At 43.1% G+C, this 21,170-nt stretch carries 16 protein-coding genes; 15 read left to right on the plus strand and 1 reads right to left on the minus strand.

The window, feature by feature from the left end:
• The first annotated feature begins 130 nt into the window (after positions 1-130).
• The 11 genes from serC (at position 131) to kdsB (ending at position 12,771) form a co-directional block, all read left to right on the plus strand.
• Positions 131-1,219, plus strand: a complete 1,089-nt coding sequence (serC, locus tag LDO51_RS12935; RefSeq protein WP_225574882.1) for a 3-phosphoserine/phosphohydroxythreonine transaminase — start codon at positions 131-133, stop codon at positions 1,217-1,219.
• Between the two features lie 108 nt (positions 1,220-1,327).
• The gene (gene aroA, locus LDO51_RS12940; protein ID WP_225574883.1) at positions 1,328-2,605 is read left to right on the plus strand and encodes a 3-phosphoshikimate 1-carboxyvinyltransferase; all 1,278 of its coding nucleotides are present in this window, start codon (positions 1,328-1,330) and stop codon (positions 2,603-2,605) included.
• Between the two features lie 190 nt (positions 2,606-2,795).
• On the plus strand, positions 2,796-3,479 hold the full coding sequence (gene cmk / locus LDO51_RS12945) for a (d)CMP kinase (RefSeq protein ID WP_225574884.1): 684 nt from the start codon (positions 2,796-2,798) through the stop codon (positions 3,477-3,479).
• 173 nt (positions 3,480-3,652) lie between these two features.
• Complete coding sequence (rpsA, locus tag LDO51_RS12950) at positions 3,653-5,326, plus strand: 30S ribosomal protein S1 (protein WP_006662163.1); 1,674 nt, start codon at positions 3,653-3,655, stop codon at positions 5,324-5,326.
• A 54-nt stretch (positions 5,327-5,380) separates the two neighbouring features.
• Entirely contained in the window at positions 5,381-5,668 is a 288-nt protein-coding gene (gene ihfB, locus LDO51_RS12955; RefSeq protein WP_006657810.1) for an integration host factor subunit beta, read from the plus strand.
• A 294-nt stretch (positions 5,669-5,962) separates the two neighbouring features.
• Positions 5,963-8,275 (plus strand): DNA internalization-related competence protein ComEC/Rec2, encoded by a 2,313-nt coding sequence (locus LDO51_RS12960; RefSeq protein ID WP_225574885.1) that lies wholly within the window; start codon positions 5,963-5,965, stop codon positions 8,273-8,275.
• 35 nt (positions 8,276-8,310) lie between these two features.
• The gene (gene msbA / locus LDO51_RS12965) at positions 8,311-10,059 is read left to right on the plus strand and encodes a lipid A ABC transporter ATP-binding protein/permease MsbA (RefSeq protein WP_225574886.1); all 1,749 of its coding nucleotides are present in this window, start codon (positions 8,311-8,313) and stop codon (positions 10,057-10,059) included.
• Positions 10,052-11,026, plus strand: a complete 975-nt coding sequence (lpxK, locus tag LDO51_RS12970; protein ID WP_225574887.1) for a tetraacyldisaccharide 4'-kinase — start codon at positions 10,052-10,054, stop codon at positions 11,024-11,026. Before msbA ends, lpxK begins: the two co-directional genes overlap by 8 nt.
• A gap of 456 nt (positions 11,027-11,482) precedes the next feature.
• Positions 11,483-11,698, plus strand: a complete 216-nt coding sequence (locus LDO51_RS12975) for a cold-shock protein (RefSeq protein WP_036951758.1) — start codon at positions 11,483-11,485, stop codon at positions 11,696-11,698.
• A 142-nt stretch (positions 11,699-11,840) separates the two neighbouring features.
• The gene (locus LDO51_RS12980) at positions 11,841-12,020 is read left to right on the plus strand and encodes a Trm112 family protein (RefSeq protein WP_036951756.1); all 180 of its coding nucleotides are present in this window, start codon (positions 11,841-11,843) and stop codon (positions 12,018-12,020) included.
• A 4-nt stretch (positions 12,021-12,024) separates the two neighbouring features.
• The gene (kdsB, locus tag LDO51_RS12985; protein WP_225574888.1) at positions 12,025-12,771 is read left to right on the plus strand and encodes a 3-deoxy-manno-octulosonate cytidylyltransferase; all 747 of its coding nucleotides are present in this window, start codon (positions 12,025-12,027) and stop codon (positions 12,769-12,771) included.
• A 62-nt stretch (positions 12,772-12,833) separates the two neighbouring features.
• Here the strand turns inward: kdsB and elyC are convergent, their stop codons facing one another.
• Positions 12,834-13,640 (minus strand): envelope biogenesis factor ElyC, encoded by an 807-nt coding sequence (elyC, locus tag LDO51_RS12990; protein ID WP_225574889.1) that lies wholly within the window; start codon positions 13,638-13,640, stop codon positions 12,834-12,836.
• 183 nt (positions 13,641-13,823) lie between these two features.
• On the opposite strand from elyC, the gene cmoM reads away from it, so the two are divergent.
• From cmoM to mukB, 4 genes are read left to right on the plus strand one after another with little or no spacing between them, the layout of a single operon-like run.
• Positions 13,824-14,612 (plus strand): tRNA uridine 5-oxyacetic acid(34) methyltransferase CmoM, encoded by a 789-nt coding sequence (cmoM, locus tag LDO51_RS12995; protein WP_225574890.1) that lies wholly within the window; start codon positions 13,824-13,826, stop codon positions 14,610-14,612.
• On the plus strand, positions 14,609-15,934 hold the full coding sequence (gene mukF, locus LDO51_RS13000) for a chromosome partition protein MukF (RefSeq protein WP_225574891.1): 1,326 nt from the start codon (positions 14,609-14,611) through the stop codon (positions 15,932-15,934). The genes cmoM and mukF overlap by 4 nt, the downstream gene beginning before the upstream one ends.
• Positions 15,915-16,643 (plus strand): chromosome partition protein MukE, encoded by a 729-nt coding sequence (mukE, locus tag LDO51_RS13005; protein WP_225574892.1) that lies wholly within the window; start codon positions 15,915-15,917, stop codon positions 16,641-16,643. The genes mukF and mukE overlap by 20 nt, the downstream gene beginning before the upstream one ends.
• The gene (mukB, locus tag LDO51_RS13010) at positions 16,640-21,079 is read left to right on the plus strand and encodes a chromosome partition protein MukB (RefSeq protein ID WP_225574893.1); all 4,440 of its coding nucleotides are present in this window, start codon (positions 16,640-16,642) and stop codon (positions 21,077-21,079) included. The genes mukE and mukB overlap by 4 nt, the downstream gene beginning before the upstream one ends.
• Positions 21,080-21,170 lie beyond the last annotated feature (91 nt).

Consider the following 21,170-nt stretch of genomic DNA (forward strand, 5'->3'; position numbering starts at 1 on the left):
TTACCCTTCGAATCTGACCTTTTGTTTTTGCCATCAATATGTAATAACCGTTGCAGCTAGTGGCACGGAATGATACAACTTTAAGTATCTGAGTGATGTTAACTAACAATATTTAAGGTAGGTAAGGTCCATGAGTCAGGTTTATAATTTCAGCGCAGGTCCAGCAATGTTACCTGTTGAAGTCATGCGCCGTGCAGAGCAAGAATTTTGTAACTGGAAAGGTTTAGGGGTTTCTGTGATGGAAGTGAGTCATCGCGGGAAAGATTTTATTGAAGTTGCGAAAGAAGCAGAACAAGATTTACGCGACTTATTGAATATCCCTGATAACTATAAAGTTTTATTCTGTCATGGTGGTGCTCGTGCTCATTTTGCCACACTGCCCATGAACCTATTAGGCGATAAAACGACAGCAGACTACATTGTTAGTGGCTATTGGTCTGAATCAGCAGCTAAAGAAGCTCAAAAATATTGTACCCCGAACGTGATTGATGTCGTTCAAGAAAATAACGGCGTTATCAGCATCAAGCCAATGAGTGAGTGGCCATTAAGCAAAGATGCTGCCTATGTTCATTATTGCCCGAATGAAACCATTGGTGGCTTAGCTATCCATGAAGAGCCTGATTTCCCTGCGGACAAAATTATTGTAGCTGATTATTCATCTGCGATTTTATCCAAGCCTATTGATGTTAGCCGTTATGGGGTGATTTATGCTGGTGCACAGAAAAATATTGGTCCAGCAGGCTTAACGCTGGTTATCATTCGTGAAGACCTACTAGGCAAAGCTTCACCTCAAACGCCATCTGTTTTTGATTACACGGTGCTAGCGCAATATGAGTCTATGTTCAATACTCCGCCAACTTTTGCTTGGTATTTAGCGGGTATGGTTTTCAAATGGTTAAAAGAGCAAGGCGGATTGCAGGAAATCGCAAAACGTAACTATGAAAAATCGCAGTTGCTGTATAACGCAATCGATGACAGTGAATTTTATATTAACCGCGTCGCGGTGGAAAACCGCTCTTGGATGAACGTGCCATTCCAAATGCAAAACCCTGCATTGGATGCAACATTTATCGAAGATGCTAAAAACCAAGGGTTATTATCACTAAAAGGCCACAAGGTTTCTGGCGGAATGCGCGCATCTATTTACAATGCGATGCCGCTAGCGGGTGTTCAGGCATTAGTCGACTTTATGGCTGATTTTGAACGTCATCATGCATAATTTATGATGTACTTGTTGTCAGGCCGATCTGCTCAGGAAGAGCGAGTCGGCTCATTCATTTAAATAACGATAAAAAAGTAGCAACTCACATCGGAGAAATCACTTTTCATGCAATCCCTGACATTACAACCAATTTCTTCAATTAATGGCACCATTAATCTGCCGGGGTCAAAAAGTGTCTCCAACCGCGCACTTCTATTAGCCGCTATGGCAAAAGGCACTACGGTACTGACTAACTTATTAGACAGCGATGATATTCGCCATATGCTGAATGCATTAAGCCAGCTAGGTGTTAAATATCAATTATCTGAAGATAAAACTCGTTGCCAAGTTGAAGGGATAAATGGTTGTTTATCTCATCAAGATGAGATTGAGATCTTTTTAGGTAACGCGGGTACCGCGATGCGGCCATTAACAGCAGCACTGTCATTATGTGCAAATAATATTGTGCTGACAGGCGAGCCACGAATGAAAGAGCGTCCAATTGGCCACTTGGTTGATGCCTTAAGAGAAGGCGGCGCTGAGATTGATTATCTTGAACAAGAAAATTACCCTCCAATGCGCTTAAATGGCGGCTTTGTTGGTGGGAATATTTCCGTAGATGGTTCGGTTTCTAGCCAATTTTTAACCGCATTATTAATGGCTGCTCCTTTGGCTTCTGAGGACACAGTGATTGCTATTACAGGCGATCTGGTTTCCAAACCGTATATCGATATTACGCTGGCATTAATGAAAACTTTCGGTGTGGATGTTGAAAATCATCAATACCAAAAATTTGTGGTTAAAGGCCAGCAGCAGTACGTATCCCCGGGTGAATATCTTGTCGAGGGAGATGCGTCTTCTGCTTCCTATTTCCTTGCAGCAGCAGCGATTAAAGGAGGCGTAGTCCGAGTCACTGGGATAGGCCGCAATAGTTTACAGGGTGATACTAAGTTCGCTAACGTTTTGGAAAAAATGGGCGCAATTATCCGCTGGGGGGATGATTATGTTGAATGTGAACGAGGGGTACTGAACGGCATTGATATGGATATGAACGCTATTCCCGATGCCGCGATGACTATCGGAACAGTCGCTCTGTTTGCAAAGGGCGAGACCGTCATTCGTAATATCTATAACTGGCGAGTGAAAGAAACCGACCGCTTATTTGCGATGGCAACCGAGCTACGTAAAGTGGGTGCGGAAGTAGAAGAAGGGTACGACTTTATCCGTGTCGTACCGCCAGCCCAGTTAAAACATGCTGAAATCGAAACCTATAATGACCACCGTATTGCGATGTGTTTCTCGCTGGTGGCACTCTCAGATACCCCTGTAACGATTTTAGATCCGGGTTGTACAGCAAAAACTTTCCCAGATTACTTCCAACAACTCGCACGATTAAGCCACTAATCGAATTGGATTGGTTGATTAACATCAAAGTGTTATCAACCAATCTTTTCCTTTCATTTTCCTTATTTTTACCTATTTTTATTTCTGACAAACCCACCTGTGTATTTCACAAAATCGATGAGTAGGTATAATACTCCCACAGATTTTAATTGCGGGTAGCTGAGGCTATTTGCAGAAAAGGAGATTTTTTATGGTGGCTATCGCCCCTGTAATCACCGTTGATGGACCAAGCGGAGCGGGTAAAGGTACTCTTTGCCAAGCATTAGCAAATGAATTTGGATGGCAATTATTGGACTCAGGTGCGATTTACCGCGTATTAGCATTAGCGGCTTTGCATCACCACGTCGATATTCAATCTGAAGATGCTTTAGTGCCTTTAGCTGCAAATTTAGATGTGCGTTTTGTGCCTGAAGAAAATCGTTTGAAAGTTATTCTCGAAGGTGAAGATGTGTCTAATGAAATTAGGCAAGAAACTGTCGGGAACACAGCATCTCAAACAGCCACATTCCCCCGTGTGAGAGAAGCCCTGTTAAGACGCCAGCGCGCATTTAGAATGATGCCCGGCTTAATTGCAGATGGTCGTGATATGGGGACGGTGGTTTTTCCTGATGCGCCAGTGAAAATTTTTCTGGATGCTTCTGCCGAAGAGCGAGCTCATCGCCGGATGAAGCAGTTGCAGGAGAAAGGGTTTGATGTTAACTTTGAGCGACTTTTGACCGAAATTCAAGAGCGCGATTATCGGGATCGTAACCGTTCGGTTGCTCCTCTTATTGCCGCTAAAGATGCGTTAGTGCTGGATTCCACAAGTATGTCTATTGAGGAAGTTATTGAAAAAGCACGCACCTACGCGAAAAAAATTCTACAATTATCGTGATAATAGGCTTTATTTTAGCTTATAATTAGATAATATACGCAATTACCTCCATGCTGGTTGTTTTCTAGCATGGTTAAAACCTTGCGACAAGGAATGTTGTAGGGTATGTGAAACAACCCCATTTGGCGGGATGCTAGATGGACGTTAATATAAGACACTTGAAGATCATTAATATGACTGAATCTTTTGCTCAACTCTTTGAAGAATCCCTGCAGAATATTGAAACTCGTCCAGGTTCTATTGTACGCGGTACAGTAGTTGCTATCGATAAAGACGTAGTACTGGTAGACGCAGGTCTTAAATCAGAATCTGCTATCCCAGTAGAACAGTTCAAAAATGCTCAGGGTGAGCTGGAAATCCAAGTTGGCGACGAAATCGATGTAGCTCTGGATGCAGTAGAAGATGGTTTCGGTGAAACTATTCTGTCTCGTGAGAAAGCTAAACGCCATGAAGCATGGCTGATGCTGGAAAAAGCTTACGAAGAAGCTGAAACTGTAACTGGTGTTATCAACGGTAAAGTTAAAGGTGGTTTCACTGTAGAACTGAACGGCATTCGTGCGTTCTTACCAGGTTCACTGGTAGATGTACGCCCAGTTCGTGATACTACTCACTTGGAAGGCAAAGAGCTTGAGTTCAAAGTAATCAAGCTGGATCAGAAACGCAACAACGTTGTTGTTTCTCGTCGTGCTGTAATTGAATCTGAAAGCAGCGCTGAGCGCGATCAACTGCTGGAAAATCTGCAAGAAGGCATGGAAGTTAAAGGTATCGTTAAGAACCTTACTGACTACGGTGCATTCGTTGATCTGGGCGGTGTTGACGGCCTGCTGCACATCACTGACATGGCTTGGAAACGTGTTAAACATCCAAGCGAAATCGTCAACGTTGGTGATGAAATCAATGTTAAAGTTCTGAAATTCGACCGTGAGCGCACTCGTGTTTCTCTGGGTCTGAAACAACTGGGCGAAGATCCTTGGGTCGCAATCGCTAAACGTTACCCAGAAGGTACTAAACTGACTGGTCGCGTTACTAACCTGACTGACTACGGTTGCTTCGTAGAAATCGAAGAAGGCGTTGAAGGTCTGGTTCACGTTTCAGAAATGGATTGGACTAACAAAAACATCCACCCATCTAAAGTTGTTAACGTTGGTGATGTTGTTGAAGTTATGGTTCTGGATATCGATGAAGAACGTCGTCGTATCTCCTTAGGCCTGAAACAGTGCAAATCTAACCCATGGCAGCAATTTGCTGAGACTCACAACAAAGGCGACCGTGTTGAAGGTAAGATCAAGTCAATCACTGACTTCGGTATCTTCATTGGTCTGGACGGCGGCATCGATGGCCTGGTTCACCTGTCTGACATCTCCTGGAACGTTGCAGGCGAAGAAGCAGTTCGTGACTACAAAAAAGGCGATGAAATCGCAGCTGTTGTTCTGCAAGTCGACGCAGAGCGTGAGCGTATCTCTCTGGGCGTTAAACAGTTAGCTGAAGATCCATTCAACAACTACCTGGCAGCAACCAAGAAAGGCGCAATCGTTACTGGTAAAGTAATCGCAGTTGATGCTAAAGGTGCAACTGTAGAGCTGACTCTGGGCGTTGAAGGTTACCTGCGTGCATCAGAAGCTTCACGTGATCGTGTTGAAGATGCAACTCTGGTTCTGAACGTTGGTGATGATGTTGAAGCTAAATACACTGGTGTTGACCGTAAAAACCGTGTAATCAACCTGTCTGTTCGCGCTAAAGACGAAGCTGATGAGAAAGACGCTGTCGCAGCTGTGAACAAGCAAGAAGATACTGCATTCGGCAACAATGCAATGGCTGAAGCTTTCAAAGCAGCTAAAGGCGAATAATTAAGTGGGGGTAACTTCGGTTACCCCTTTGTATCGGTAGTTTAGGGAGGTACTATGACCAAGTCTGAATTAATTGAAAGACTGGCTAGCCAGCAGTCTCATCTTTCAGCGAAAACCGTTGAGGAAGCTGTAAAGGAAATACTTGAGCATATGGCTGATACGTTAGCTGAAGGCGAGCGTATTGAAGTCCGTGGATTCGGCAGTTTTTCTCTTCACTACCGTGCCCCACGCGTTGGCCGTAACCCAAAAACAGGTGATAAAGTGGAACTGGAAGGTAAATACGTTCCCCACTTCAAACCAGGTAAAGAGTTACGCGACCGTGTAAATATTTATGGTCAATAATCGACTGTAAATCTTAATTATTACTATAAAACAGCGTTTATATTGATATAGCGCTGTTTTTTTTATGTCTGCAATTTATCCTTCAGATTTTCCTAAATTACCTTCGAATATCACATTAAATACATCACTTGAGACTATTTTTGCGAAGCGCTTCGCAGCTCAATTTTTAATTCTTTTGCATTACATTTAGTTATTGGAATAACGCTTTCAATTTTTTAATTACAAGGTTATTGAATCACTTTGGATACCTTTAACTTATCTGCACAGGAATAATTGTAGGTAGGTTTAAGCGCGATGGGAAAATTTAGCCGTCACTATCAAGATAGACTCTCTTATACAGAAGCCGCTATTGCGCTGATTATCGGTACACTTCCGCTAATTTTCTTGTCAAATCTTCCTAGTTCTAGTCACTATTTAGTGGCAGGTATTATTCTGCTAGTCACTCAGGTTGTTATTTGGCGCAATAAGCGTATTCGATTTTTGGCATTAATGGGAATGGGGTTTCTTTGGGCTTGCTGGCATGGCGTTGAAGTACGGGAAAAAATCGATTTTCTAAGTAGTATTCATCGGCAATGGGATATTACGATTGTTAGCATTCCACTCAATCAGGATGATGCTAAAAAGAGAGTGAGAATAGACAAAATCGATGGAAAACGAATTTTTCCTCCGCTCTATGCATCATGGAATTTAAAACAAAATAAGCATGAAAACGTGTGTGCAGGGCAGCAATGGAAGGTCGTTGGAAAGCTAAATCCAGTTCATGCTTCTTTGAATGAGGGCGGATTTGACCAGCAAAGGCATTTTATTGCTCAACGAGTTGTCGGTACACTAAAAGCCAAGCAAGCAGCACTAGTGGCTAAGCCGTGCTCTCTACGGCAAAAAATTATCAACCAGTTCAGCGAAACACTTTCGGCACGACAAAATCATGGAATTATTTATGCGTTAATGTTTGGGGAAAGAGGATGGCTTTCTAGCGAACATACACAGTTATTGCAATCAACAGGACTGACACACTTGATAGCAATTTCTGGATTACACATTGGTATTGCCTATTTAATGGGTTACTTATGCGCTCGTTTATTGCAATTTTTCCTACCTGTTAAATGGATAAGCGAGAATTTACCATTATTTTCAGGCGTTATATTTGCCTTGCTATATGCTTGGTTGTCGAATTTTGCCATCCCCGCAACTCGCGCTGTATTTGCATTGCTACTCTGGATTTATGTTCGTAAGCAGCCATTTTTCTGTTTCCCTTGGCAATGGGCGTTATGGAGTATTGCTGGGATTTTATTGTTTGACCCGCTTGCCATCCTTTCCGATAGCTTTTGGTTATCAAGCTTTGCTGTATTAGCGATTCTGTATTGGTTTCGTGTTTTTCCCATTTCATCTACGTTGAGTTGCCATCCAATTATGGGAAAAATAGCGCCACTAATTCATCTGCAAATTGGTTTATTGATTTTACTAATACCTATTCAAGTATTGCTATTTAACGGTATTAATTTAATGAGCTTATTTGCCAATTTATGGTTTGTACCGCTTATTACTTGGGGAGTGGTGCCCGTTATTTTTAGTACGTTATTGTTGCCTCTAAGCACTTGGCATAATGTCGCTTTCGGGTTAATTGATAGTATTCTTGAGTTTGGGCTAAGACCACTGACATATTTAAGCGGGTTTTGGACTGAAATTAACACAATGTCTATTTATAGCGTATTTTTTTGTTGGGCATTTGCTTTTATTATCTTATTTGGTTGGTATAAAAATTATCTTGGTTTATTAAGTTGCATTGGTATTTTATTATTTTTTACTAAGAGTCAAAGCCATCACGAAGAGCATGACTGGTGCTTAACCATGTTGGATATTGGACATGGGCTTGCTGTGGTTATGGTGCAAAATAAACAAGGGGTTTTATATGACACGGGGAACCGCTGGAGTAGTGGAAATAACGCAAAACGGCAAATTATTCCTTTCTTAAAGCATCATCAAATCACGCCTATCAACGCAATTTTAAGTCATAATCACCTTGACCATACTGGTGGTATCTCTGATTTAATTGAAGCATATCCATGGTTAAGTCTACGTAGCAGCTTTGGTCAACCTAATCATCTTCCTTGTTATCAAGGACAACATTGGCAATGGGGAATGCTAAGGTTCGAAGTATTGTGGCCAGAGAAACTCACTGAGATATCGCACAATAATGATTCTTGTGTAATTCAGATCAGTGATGGGTATCGGCGACTATTACTTACGGGTGATTTGGAAAAGCACGGTGAAAAAAAGTTAGCATTACAAAATGATGGGCAGCTCAAAGCGGATATTTTATTTGTTCCTCATCACGGGAGTAATACATCTTCAACACCGTTATTTATACGAAATGTACAGCCAACGTTCGCATTAGTTTCCTCTGCGAGATACAGCCCATGGAAAATTCCATCAGAAAAAGTCTATTTACGCTATGCTAAAAAGAATATTCAGTGGTTAAATACGGCAGAGGAAGGTCAGGTAACAATATGTTTTAAAAAAGAAAAAATGGAAATTTTTCGTTACAGAAAAGAAATTAATCCACGTTGGTATCATCTGTGGTTTGGTGATCGCCAATTTCCCTTGTAGAATAGTGCGCTTACATTAAGTCTGGTAATAAAAGCATGAATGATCAAGACCTATCGACAAAGCAAACATTTAAGCGCCTATGGCCAACCATTGCGCCTTTTAAAATTGGGTTAATTGTTGCAGCAATTGCTCTTATCATCAACGCCGCAGGTGATGCGTTTATGATTTCTTTACTGAAACCATTATTAGATGATGGTTTTGGTAAAGCGGATAATGACACATTGAAGTGGTTACCGCTGGCAATTTTGGGCTTGATGGTCGTGCGTGGATCTTCAAGTTTTGTCTCTACATACTGCGTTTCTTGGGTGTCAGGAAAAGTAGTGATGAGCATGCGTCGCAAATTATTTGGACATATGATGGGAATGCCGGTGAGCTATTTTGACCAGCAATCCACAGGGACTTTATTATCGCGTATTACCTATGATTCAGAGCAGGTTGCATCTTCGGCTTCCGGTGCTCTCATTACCATTATTCGCGAAGGCACTTATATCATCGCATTATTTGGTATTATGTTTTATAACAGCTGGCAATTGTCGTTGATTTTGATTGCCATTGCGCCCGTTGTCTCTATCACCATCCGCGTAGTTTCTAAGCGTTTTCGTAAAATTAGCAAAAACATGCAAACGGGTATGGGGCATGTGACAACCAGTGCGGAGCAGATGCTTAAAGGGCATAAAGAAGTACTCATTTTTGGTGGGCAGAAAGTCGAAACTGAACGCTTTGATAAAGTCAGTAATAATATGCGCCGCCAAAATATGAAGATGGTTAGCGCCTCAGCTATTTCTGACCCTATTGTTCAGATGATCGCCTCTTTTGCATTAGCGTTTGTCTTGTACGCTGCAAGTTTCCCTGAGATCAAAGAACAATTATCACCAGGTACAATAGGTGTTGTTTTCTCGTCCATGTTTGCGTTAATGCGTCCACTTAAGTCGCTAACTAACGTGAATGCGCAATTCCAGCGCGGAATGGCAGCATGCCAAACGTTATTTGCGATTTTAGATACTGAAAAAGAAAAAGATGAAGGAACAAAAGTTCTGACTCAAGTAAAGGGTGATATTGAGTTCGATTCAGTCACGTTTACTTATCAAACCAAAGAACACCCTGCACTAGAAAATGTCTCTTTTACACTGCCTGCAGGCAAATCAGTGGCTTTAGTGGGGCGCTCGGGGTCGGGTAAATCCACCATCGCTAACCTCATTACCCGCTTCTATGATATTGATAAGGGTAGTATTCGTATTGATGGGTATGATATTCGCGATTACACCCTAGAATCTTTACGTAGCCAAGTTGCTCTCGTATCTCAGCATGTTTATTTATTCAATGATACTGTTGCAAATAATATTGCCTATGCTACTGATGGGCGATATAGCCGAGCAGAAATTGAAAAAGCAGCAGAAATGGCATATGCCATGGACTTTATTCAAAAGCTGGACAATGGCTTAGATACGATGATAGGTGAAAATGGCGTGATGCTTTCAGGTGGTCAGCGCCAGCGTATTGCGATTGCTCGTGCGTTATTGCGTGATGCACCAATCTTGATTTTAGATGAAGCGACATCAGCATTAGATACCGAATCTGAGCGTGCAATTCAAGCTGCGTTAGATGAGTTACAGAAGAACAGAACTTCGCTTGTGATTGCTCATCGCTTATCCACTATTGAAAATGCGGATCAAATCTTGGTTGTGCAAGATGGGCATATCATTGAACGTGGTGACCATGCAACGTTATTAGCCCAAAATGGGGCATACGCGCAATTACACAGGATCCAATTTAAGAATGATTGAGCGAATTTGGTCTGGTAAATCATGGCTTTATATTTTATTGCTTCCGTTATCTTTTCTGTACGGATTGATAACGTTAGTACGTCATATTGGCTATAAAACCGGATTACTTCGCTCATGGAAAGCCCCTGTACCTGTCGTGGTCGTGGGGAATTTAACTGCAGGGGGAAATGGAAAGACCCCTGTGGTTATTTGGTTAGTTGAATCGCTCATTAAACAAGGTGTTCGTGTTGGGGTTGTATCTCGAGGATATGGTGGTCAATCTGACCAGTATCCGCTAGTTCTCGATCAAAACACAACCACGGCTGTTGCTGGCGATGAGCCTGTTTTGATTTATCATCGTACTCATGCGCCTGTTGCAGTGGCACCAAAACGTAGTGATGCAATTAAAGCATTACTCGATGATTTTCAATTAGATATTATTGTTACAGACGATGGTTTACAGCATTATGCATTGCAACGTGACTATGAAATTGTTGTCATTGATGGGCAGCGTCGTTTTGGTAATGGCTGGTGGTTACCTGCGGGGCCAATGCGTGAACGTGCAGGGCGATTAAAAACAGTGAATGCCTTGATTGTAAATGGTGGTGTTCCTTACTCAAATGAAACACTGATGTCCCTAGAAGGGGATATGGCAGTGAATCTCGTTACAGGCGAAAAATGCTCAGTCACGGAGCTTAATAATGTAGTAGCGATGGCGGGAATTGGTCATCCACCTCGTTTTTTTTCTTCTTTAGAAAGTAAAGGATTAACGCTCATTAACACCCATGCGTTTTCCGATCATCAAGCCTATAGCCAACAGCAACTTGCTCCTTTAGCAGAGAAAAACCAAAATTTACTGATGACTGAAAAGGATGCGGTCAAATGCCACTCCTTCGCACAGACCAATTGGTGGTATCTTCCTGTGGAAGCGCATTTTGATAAAATAGGCGAAAAACGAATCTTAAGCCAAATAGAATCACTTATCTGAAATAAAACAGCTTGCTTTTAGGATTAATTTCAGATAATAATACCCACAATGTGATGCAGATCTACTTATTATGTACCAAGTTGCAATACATTAATAAGTGGATTATTTACTAGCTTTAATTTTACGACCCGTTCTTGAGTTAGTCACTTATCCTCGCAAGACACTACTTACTCTACTATTTCGTGTTGTCATCATAATGTCAAAATAGACTGTTAAGTTCACGGTAAATGTGTGGTGCCTGAAACCTACACTTGGGTCGTTATAAGATATGCATAAACATTTGATGCATAAATTGGTTAAGTTAATTACTCTTAATTATGTTAATAGATTGGCTTGAATAGATAGTTCAGAATGAACTGATCGAAATAAATAGTTCAGCAAAATAAATGGAATAACGTGTAGAGAGTAATGATACAAATATAAAAAATTGTTCTCGGAACAAGAAGGAGTTTTAATATGAATTTTCAATTACATATGGGCCAAGTTAAATGGTTTGACGCAAAAGAAGGTTACGGCTTTATTTCACCTCGTAATGGTGGCGATGATATCTTCGTAACAACTAAATCAATTGCGAATAAAAAAATCAAATCGTTATCTGAAGGCCAAAACGTCGAGTTTTCTGTTACTCGTAATTCAGATGGCATAACGGCAAGAGACGTTATCGCTTACTAATTGAATTCTTAACAGAAATATTTCTCCTGCACTATCCTCTCATTCTTCGCAGGAGATCTTAATAAGCAAGAATAGAGTTAACGGTGATACCTGCATGTGATATCCTGACGCCAAGTGAGTTTAAATCCATTTGGGAGAAAACATGGATCACCGTTTACTTGAAATTGTTGCTTGCCCATCCTGTCACGGCAAACTAAGTTACAACAAAGAAAACCTCGAATTAATCTGCAAGTTTGATCATCTCGCCTTTCCTGTTCGTGATGGTATCCCCGTTTTACTTGAGAACGAAGCGCGTAAAGTTGCTTTAGACGAAGGACTGTAATCCTATGTTTACCGTCATTATTCCTGCGCGTTATGCTTCAACACGATTACCGGGTAAGCCTTTAGCAGATATTCACGGTAAACCGATGGTTGTTCGTGTTATGGAGCAAGCGATTAAATCAGGCGCTAGCCGAGTTATTATTGCAACTGACCATCCCGATGTTGCGGCAGCGGTAATCGCAGCGGGTGGGGAAGCTTGCATGACTAACCCTGATCATCAATCTGGCACGGAACGTTTGGCTGAAGTGATTGACACTTACGGCTTCTCGGATGATGAAATCATTGTCAATGTACAGGGTGATGAGCCGCTGATCCCACCTGAAATCATCCGCCAAGTCGCTCATAATTTGCAAGGTAGTCAAGCAAATATGGGAACACTCGCCGTCCCCATTCATAGTGCACAAGAAGCATTTAATCCGAATGCGGTGAAAGTCGTGATGGATAAAGATGGTTACGCGCTCTATTTTTCTCGAGCGACAATTCCGTGGGATAGAGACCAATTTGCAAAGAGCAAAGAGACCATCGGTGATACTTTCTTGCGTCACATTGGTATCTACGCTTATCGTGCTGGTTTTATTCGTCGTTATATCGCTTGGGATGCTAGCCCACTAGAGAAAATCGAGATGCTAGAGCAGCTTCGTGTACTCTGGTACGGTGAAAAAATTCATGTGGCGGTTGCAGAAAAAGCACCGGGAGCAGGGGTAGATACACCTGAAGATCTCGAGCTGGTTAGACAAGTGTTTCAGCCATAATTTCCAGAGTGAATAGGGCCAGCTAGGTGAAGGGGAAACTGAATAAGTTTCCCCTTTGTATTTTACTCTGCCTGATTATCTTCGATTGGCTGGGTATTATCGGGCTTTAAGTGCCACCAAATTGAACCAATGAGCTCATACCATGCTCGTTCACTGTGGCTAAAATAAAATGCGGAAGGGATGTAACGCTCCCAAGGATTCAGGTCGCTGGTGATAACCAACTGATTAGCCGGGGCAGGATAAGGCTGCATTCCACGACTCGTAAACATTTTCAACGCGCGAGGCAAATGGTTCGCTGAGGTCACTAACAAGAACGGCTGCTTGCCAATAATTTTTTCCACTTCATAGGCTTCTTCTTGCGTATCTTTCGGTTCGGTTAGCGGGATTGTATCTGTCGCTGGAACCCCTAAAGATTGAGCGACCATCGATGCGACTTCGGCGCTACTGATTGGGCTACTGGCTTTACCACCAGTAAAAATTAATTTGCTACCCGGATGTTGCAGGTAAAGACGTACCCCTTCAGTGACTCGAGGCAAGCTGTTACTGAGCAAGTTCGAGCTAGGACTCCAATTTGGGTTATAGGTAAATCCGCCTCCCAAAACCACAATATACTTTATCTCTTTAGGTGGATTCGTAGTGATGAGCTCATAACGTTTATCATACGGGCCTTCAACGGGAGCCAGTAACCGATCAGAAATGGGTTGTAGCCCTAATAGCGCGATGATAACAAGGCTTAATGTCACCAAGGATTTTCCACTTTTTTGCCAGCGGGTAAACCATAATAAAATTAGCCCAATACCTCCAATAATCAATAACAAGGGCAGAGGCATTAACAGTGAGCCAAGGTATTTTTTTAGCAGAAATAACATAAAAAGCCTGTCATGAAGATAATGTGAGCGAATAGGGTCAAATGTAGCTGCATCAGCAATAAAATACCATGTAAAATAAATCGGATACAAAATAAAGTACTATGCAAAAACAGCTAGATTATCTGTTATAATTCTTGGTTTTGATATGCTGTAAATAACTCATGATAGGTAACTGGAACGCAGATGGCAGACCGCAACTTTGATGATATTGTCGATAAATTTGCAAAAAATATTTATGGAACGACAAAAGGAAAAATTCGCGAAGCGGTAGTTTGGCAAGATCTTACCCAGTTACTAGAAACGCATTTTCAAGGTCAAACATTACGTATATTAGATGCGGGCGGCGGAGAAGGTCATTTTTCTCGCCAATTAGCCGCAATGGGTCATCAGGTCATTCTTTGCGATTTATCCGAAGAAATGTTAGAACGGGCATCGGTGCTTGCTGATGAACAAGGAATTAGCGAGAATATCAGCTTTGTTCACTGCGCCGTTCAAGATATATCTCAACACCTTGATGAACCAGTTGATTTTGTTTTATTTCATGCGGTACTTGAATGGATTAGCGACCAAAAATATGCATTAGAGCAACTGGCCGAGATCATCAGACCAAAAGGCATATTTTCTGTCATGTTCTATAATGCAAATGGCTTGGTGATGCGTAATGCAATTTTAGGTAATTTTCATCTCGCAACTCCTCATATCCAGCGTCGTCGCAAACGTTCATTATCGCCACAGAACCCGCTTTTCCCTCAACAGGTTGATGAGTCGCTGATTGGTTGTGGTATGGATATTTTAGGCAAAAGTGGCGTCAGAGTGTTCCATGATTATTTGCAAAGTAGACAATTACAACAAAAAGACTTTCCAGCGTTATTGGCGCTTGAACAACAATATTGTCGTGATGAACCCTATATTAGTATGGGGCGATATATTCATGTCATGGCACGCAAACAAACCCAAAAGGACGATTTATGAGTGATTTTTCCCAGACCGTCCCTGAACTCGTGTCTTGGGCACGAAAAAATGATTTTGCGATTTCCCTACCCGCTGAGCGCTTAGCATTTTTGCTGGCAGTCGCAGTGCTTAACAGTGAACGGGTTAATGGTGAAATGAGTGAAGGGGAGCTGGTGGATGCGTTTCGAGAAGTGTGCAAAGGCTTCGAGCAAACCACCGAATCACTGGCAGTCAGAGCGAACAACGCTATCAACGACATGGTTCGCCAAAAAATATTTAACCGCTTTGCCAGCGACATTGTCGAAGGAAATGCGATTTATCGCCTAACGCCACTTGGTATTGGCATTAGTGATTACTATATTCGTCAACGCGAATTTTCGACATTAAGATTGTCAATGCAGTTATCGATTGTAGCGGGAGAGCTACAACGTGCAGCGGAATCAGCCGAAGAAGGTGGTGATGATTTTTATTGGCACCGCCATGTTTTTGCGCCATTAAAATATTCAGTCGCTGAAATTTTTGACAGTATTGATTTGTCACAGCGAATTATGGACGAGCAACAAAACAGCGTTAAAGATGATATTGCCGCATTGTTAAACCAAGACTGGCAGGCAGCGATTGCCAACTGTGAGCAGCTACTTTCTGAAACGTCCGGCACATTAAGAGAATTGCAAGATACTTTAGAAGCCGCTGGCGATAAGCTACAGGCAAACTTACTGCGTATTCAAGAAGCGAACATGAATGCGCCGCAGTTCTCGGAAATGGTCGACCGACTCATCTTTGATTTGCAAAACAAGCTAGACCGTATTGTGAGTTGGGGGCAGCAGTCCATTGATTTATGGATTGGTTACGACCGACATGTTCACAAATTTATCCGTACAGCGATTGATATGGATAAAAACCGTATATTTTCTCAACGTTTACGTCAATCTGTACAGCAGTACCTCGATAGCCCTTGGGCACTCACCTATGCCAATGCGGATAGGCTTTTTGATATGCGTGATGAGGAGCTAACACTTCATGATCAAGAGGTGATGGGGGAACTCCCACCTGATCTGGAATTTGAAGAGTTCAGTGAACTTAATGACCAATTAGCGGCGTTAATCGAAGCGCAACTTGCGTTCTATAAAACGGATAACAAACCGCTGGATGTCGGTCACGTATTACAGAGTTATCTGACGCAATACCCGCAGAAACGCCATTTTGACGTTGCGCGTATTATTATCGATCAGGCTGTAAAACTAGGTATCGCAGAGGCTGATCTGGCGGGATTACCGGCAGAATGGCGCGCTATTAATGATCACGGAGCCAAGGTACAGGCACATGTCATCGACAAATATTGAACAATTTATGCCAGTTAAACTGGCTCAAGCACTAGCTAACCCTATTTTTCCTGAGCTCGACAGCCAACTGCGTGCAGGTCGCCATATCAGTATTGATGACCTCGATAATCATGCATTTTTAATGGATTTTCAGGAATCGTTAGAGCAATTTTATGCTCGTTATAATGTTGAACTGATCCGGGCACCAGAAGGCTTCTTCTATTTACGTCCCCGTTCTAGCACCTTAATTCCCCGTTCTGTTTTGTCTGAATTGGACATGATGGTGGGTAAAATTCTGTGCTATCTCTATTTGAGTCCTGAGCGTCTAACCAACCAAGGGGTCTTTACCTCTCAAGAGCTGTTTGAAGAATTATTGTCGCTGGCCGACGAAAGCAAATTACTGAAATTTGTTAACCAACGCTCCACAGGTTCAGACCTCGATAAGCAAAAATTACAGGATAAACTGAGAACCTCCTTAAACCGTTTACGTCGTTTAGGTATGGTCTATTTCCTGCAAAATGACTCCAGTAAATTTATTATTAATGAGTCTGTATTCCGCTTTGGTGCGGATGTACGTAGTGGCGATAATCCACAAGAAGCACAATTACGCATGATCCGTGATGGTGAGGCGGTCTCTCTTGAAGGGGAATTATCGCTAAGAGACAGCGATGAAGACGAAACGGATGAGAGTCAAGATCTGGCTGACAGTGAAGAGGATGAACAAGAATGATTGAACGCGGAAAATTTCGCTCACTGACGCTGGTGAACTGGAACGGCTTTTTTGCTCGTACTTTTGACCTTGATGAATTAGTCACCACCCTGTCTGGGGGAAATGGTGCGGGTAAATCCACCACCATGGCGGCCTTTATTACCGCGATGATCCCTGACTTAACGTTACTGCATTTCCGTAATACCACAGAAGCAGGGGCCACTTCGGGGTCCCGTGATAAAGGTCTACACGGAAAGCTGCGTCCAGGTGTCTGTTATGCCGTACTGGATGTATTAAACTCTAAACATCAACGAGTTATGGTCGGCGTTCGCTTACAGCAAGTGGCTGGACGCGATAAAAAAGTCGATATCAAACCGTTTATGATCCAAGGCGTGCCATTAGCCACTGTGCCAACGGAAGTATTAACGGAAGTGTTTGAAGGGCGCCAAGCTAAGGTTATTCCGTTGAATGACCTGAAAGAGCGCGTAGAAAAACAAGAAGGCATCCAATTTAAGCAATTTAACTCGATCACAGACTACCATTCAGTATTATTCGAATTGGGTGTGCTGCCAAAACGTCTGCGTTCAGCAGGCGACCGTAGTAAATATTACCGTTTGATTGAAGCCTCCTTATATGGTGGTATTTCCAGCGCGATCACGCGTTCACTACGTGATTATTTATTACCGGAAAACAGCGGCGTACGTAAAGCATTCCAAGATATGGAAGCGGCATTACGGGAAAACCGTTTAACACTGGAAGCCATCCGCGTAACACAATCTGACCGTGATTTATTTAAACATTTGATCAGCGAAGCCACAGACTATGTATCTGCGGACTATATGCGCCACTCGAATGAACGTCGAATTCACTTAGATGCGGCATTGGCCGCCCGTAACGAACTGTACAGTAACCGCAAACAACTGCGCGTTGAACAAGTTCGTAGTGTGGAAATGGCCCGTGAATTAAATGAGCAAAATGAAGCGTCGACGGAAATCGAAGCAGACTACCAAGCGGCAAGTGACCACTTAAATCTGGTGCAAGCTGCGTTACGTCATCAAGAAAAAATTGACCGCTACCAAGCCGATATTGAAGAGCTCACTTACCGTCTTGAAGAACAGAGCGAAGTCGTCGCTGAAGCGACAGAAAAGCATGAAGAACTTGATGCCCGTGCGCAAGCCGCTGAAATTGAAGTTGATGAACTGAAAAACCAGCTGGCAGATTACCAGCAAGCACTTGATGTACAGCAAACTCGTGCGATTCAGTATCAACAAGCACTTCATGCCTTAAACCGTGCTCGCGAACTCTGCCAACTGCCTGATCTTACCATTGAAAACATCGATGAATGGCTGGAAACTTTTGAAGCCAAAGAGCAGCAAGCCACAGAAGCCTTACTCGCATTAGAGCAAAAAATGAGCGTGGCGGATGCGGCGCATAGCCAGTTTGAGCAAGCGTATCAACTGGTGAAAACCATGTTAGGCGATGTGAGCCGTGGGGATGCATACACACAAGCGCGTTCATTACTGCGTGACTGGTCATCGCAACAGCATTTAGCAGAGCGTGTTCAGCCACTGCGTATGCAATTATCTGAATTGCAACAGCGTTTAGACAGCCAGCGTAATGCCGAAAAATTGCTGAGTGAATTCTGTAAGCGTTATGGCCAAAGTGTCGAGCCGGATGAGCTTGATGCCTTGATGGCTGAGTTGGAAATTCTGCAAGAAGAGTTAAGTACTGGCGTTAATGAAAGCGGCGAAAAACGCATGCAAATGCGCCAAGAGCTGGAGCAAATTCGCCAGCGTATCAGCCAGCTTTCCGCTAAAGCGCCTGCGTGGATTATGGCGCAAGAAGCACTGACTCAACTCAATGAACAATCGGGTGAAACTTTCGAAAATAGCACTGAAGTGACTGAATTTATGCAGCAACTTCTTGAGCAAGAAAGGGAAATTACGGTTGAACGTGATGAAGTCGCAGCCCAACGTCGAGATCTTGATAAGCAAATCGAACGTTTAAGCCAGCCAAGTGGTGCCGAAGATGGGCGCATGCTGGCACTGGCAGAGCGCTTTAATGGCGTGCTGTTATCTGAAATCTACGACGATATTACTATTGAAGATGCGGCGTATTTCTCTGCGTTGTACGGTCCAGCGCGTCACGGTATTGTGGTACAAGATTTGGCTGTGGTTCGTGAGCAGCTAGAAAATCTACAAGATTGCCCTGATGATGTGTATTTTATCGAGGGGGATCCATCCTCATTTGATGACAGCGTTTTTGATGCTCAAGAGTTTGAAAATGCTGTATTAGTGCGCTCATCAGAGCGTCAGTGGCGTTATTCCCGCTACCCAGAATTACCGTTATTTGGTCGAGCTGCCCGCGAGAGTCATTTAGAGTCACTGAGTGCTGAGCGTGATGAACTGGCGGAGCGTTATGCGACCTTGTCATTTGACGTACAAAAAATTCAGCGTGCTCACCAAGCATTTAGCCGTTTTATCGGTCAGCATATTTCAGTGGCGTTTGAAGCGGATCCTGAAGCTGAAATTCGTACATTAAATCAAAAACGTACTGAATTAGAACGTGGACTGAACCAATTTGAAGAGCAGACCCAGCAACAACGCCAACAGTTCGCTCAAGGTAAAGAAAACTTACTGGCATTAAACCGTTTATTGCCGCAAGTGAATTTGTTGATGGATGAAACGCTGGTGGATCGCGTTGAAGAAATCCGCGAAGAGCTTTCAGAAGCTGAAGAAGCGGCACATTTCATCAATAAACACGGTAACAATCTGGCGAAGTTAGAGCCGATTGTGACGGTGTTACTCAGCGATCCTGAGCAACATGATCAACTGCGTAAAGATTATGAATTGGCGAAACATACCCAGCAAAATGCGAAGCAACAAGCCTTTGCCTTGGTTGAAGTGGCTCAACGTCGCGCACACTTTAGTTACAGTGATTCGACGGGTATGGTCAATGAAAATGCGGACTTGAATGAAAAACTGCGCCAGCGTTTAGAGCATGCGGAAGCCGATAGAACTCGTGCCCGTGAGCTATTACGTCAGCAACAAGCACAAAGCACGCAATATCATCAAGTTCTGGCATCGCTGCGCAGTTCATTCGACACCAAGCAAGAGATGTTGAAAGAACTTGAAGCAGAAATGCAGGAAATGGGTGTGAAAGCGGATCCTGATGCGCAAGAGCGAGCCAGCATTCGCCGTGATGAATTACATCAATCTGTTATGGCAAACCGTAGCCGCATTAACCAGTTAGAAAAACAACTGACGTTATGCGAAGCGGAAATGGATAACCTGCAAAAACGCCTGCGTAAGCTGGAAAAAGATTATTACCAAATCCGTGAGCAAGTCGTGATGGCGAAAGCGGGCTGGTGTGCGGTGATGCGCTTGGTGAAAGATAATGGCGTTGAGCGTCGTCTGCATCGTCGCGAATTGGCTTATACCGATGGCGATAGTTTACGTTCGATGTCGGATAAGGCGTTAGGAGCGCTGCGTTTAGCGGTGGCGGATAACGAACATCTGCGTGATGTGCTGCGCATGTCCGAAGATCCTAAGCATCCTGAGCGTAAAATTCAGTTCTTTATCGCAGTTTACCAACATCTGCGTGAGCGCATTCGCCAAGATATTATTCGTACCGATGACCCAATCGATGCGATTGAGCAGATGGAAATTGAGTTAGCGCGTCTGACCGAAGAGTTAACTGCCCGTGAGCAAAAACTGGCAATTAGCTCGAAGAGTGTGGCGAACATCATTCGTAAAACTATCCAGCGTGAGCAAAACCGTATTCGTATGCTGAACCAAGGCTTACAGGCGGTGGCATTTGGTCAGGTTAAAGGGGTTAGACTGAATGTGAATATTCGCGAAAGCCACGCCTTGTTGTTGAGCGTGTTGTCAGAAGAGAGCGAATTGCACCAAGACTTGTTTACTAGCCAACGTTTAACCTTCTCTGAAGCCATGGCGAAACTGTATCAACGCCTGAACCCGCAGATGGATATGGGGCAGCGTTTGCCGCAAACTATTGGTGAAGAACTGTTAGATTATCGTAACTACTTAGAGTTAGATGTTGAGGTTAACCGTGGTTCTGATGGTTGGTTAAAAGCGGAAAGCGGTGCGTTATCAACCGGTGAAGCGATCGGTACGGGGATGTCTATCTTAGTGATGGTCGTTCAGAGCTGGGAAGAAGAAGCCCGCAGACTGCGTGCGAAAGATATCATTCCATGTCGTTTACTGTTCTTGGATGAAGCGGCGCGTTTGGATGCCAAATCTATCGCGACTCTGTTCGAATTATGTGACCGACTGGAAATGCAGCTAATCATTGCAGCGCCGGAAAACATTAGCCCAGAGAAAGGAACGACATATAAACTGGTGCGTAAAGTGACCGGTAATACAGAACATGTTCACGTCGTTGGGTTGAAAGGTTTTGGTCAGGATAATCCTGCTCCGCAAGCATTACCTCAATAATTGATTTTTGTTTTTAGATAAAAAAACCGACATAGGAAACTGTGTCGGTTTTTTTATTGACTACGACAATAACTTTAATTTTTATTAATTC

Source organism: Providencia alcalifaciens (genome assembly GCF_020271745.1).
In the GTDB taxonomy this organism is placed as follows: Bacteria; Pseudomonadota; Gammaproteobacteria; order Enterobacterales; family Enterobacteriaceae; genus Providencia; species Providencia alcalifaciens_B.

Bases quoted from the DNA above. Each gene is read 5' to 3' on its own strand.
- serC (WP_225574882.1), top strand. From the start codon at position 131: ATGAGTCAGGTTTATAATTTCAGCGCAGGTCCAGCAATGTTACCTGTT.
- aroA (WP_225574883.1), top strand. From the start codon at position 1,328: ATGCAATCCCTGACATTACAACCAATTTCTTCAATTAATGGCACCATT.
- cmk (WP_225574884.1), top strand. From the start codon at position 2,796: ATGGTGGCTATCGCCCCTGTAATCACCGTTGATGGACCAAGCGGAGCG.
- rpsA (WP_006662163.1), top strand. From the start codon at position 3,653: ATGACTGAATCTTTTGCTCAACTCTTTGAAGAATCCCTGCAGAATATT.
- ihfB (WP_006657810.1), top strand. From the start codon at position 5,381: ATGACCAAGTCTGAATTAATTGAAAGACTGGCTAGCCAGCAGTCTCAT.
- LDO51_RS12960 (WP_225574885.1), top strand. From the start codon at position 5,963: ATGGGAAAATTTAGCCGTCACTATCAAGATAGACTCTCTTATACAGAA.
- msbA (WP_225574886.1), top strand. From the start codon at position 8,311: ATGAATGATCAAGACCTATCGACAAAGCAAACATTTAAGCGCCTATGG.
- lpxK (WP_225574887.1), top strand. From the start codon at position 10,052: ATGATTGAGCGAATTTGGTCTGGTAAATCATGGCTTTATATTTTATTG.
- LDO51_RS12975 (WP_036951758.1), top strand. From the start codon at position 11,483: ATGAATTTTCAATTACATATGGGCCAAGTTAAATGGTTTGACGCAAAA.
- LDO51_RS12980 (WP_036951756.1), top strand. From the start codon at position 11,841: ATGGATCACCGTTTACTTGAAATTGTTGCTTGCCCATCCTGTCACGGC.
- kdsB (WP_225574888.1), top strand. From the start codon at position 12,025: ATGTTTACCGTCATTATTCCTGCGCGTTATGCTTCAACACGATTACCG.
- elyC (WP_225574889.1), bottom strand. From the start codon at position 13,640: ATGTTATTTCTGCTAAAAAAATACCTTGGCTCACTGTTAATGCCTCTG.
- cmoM (WP_225574890.1), top strand. From the start codon at position 13,824: ATGGCAGACCGCAACTTTGATGATATTGTCGATAAATTTGCAAAAAAT.
- mukF (WP_225574891.1), top strand. From the start codon at position 14,609: ATGAGTGATTTTTCCCAGACCGTCCCTGAACTCGTGTCTTGGGCACGA.
- mukE (WP_225574892.1), top strand. From the start codon at position 15,915: ATGTCATCGACAAATATTGAACAATTTATGCCAGTTAAACTGGCTCAA.
- mukB (WP_225574893.1), top strand. From the start codon at position 16,640: ATGATTGAACGCGGAAAATTTCGCTCACTGACGCTGGTGAACTGGAAC.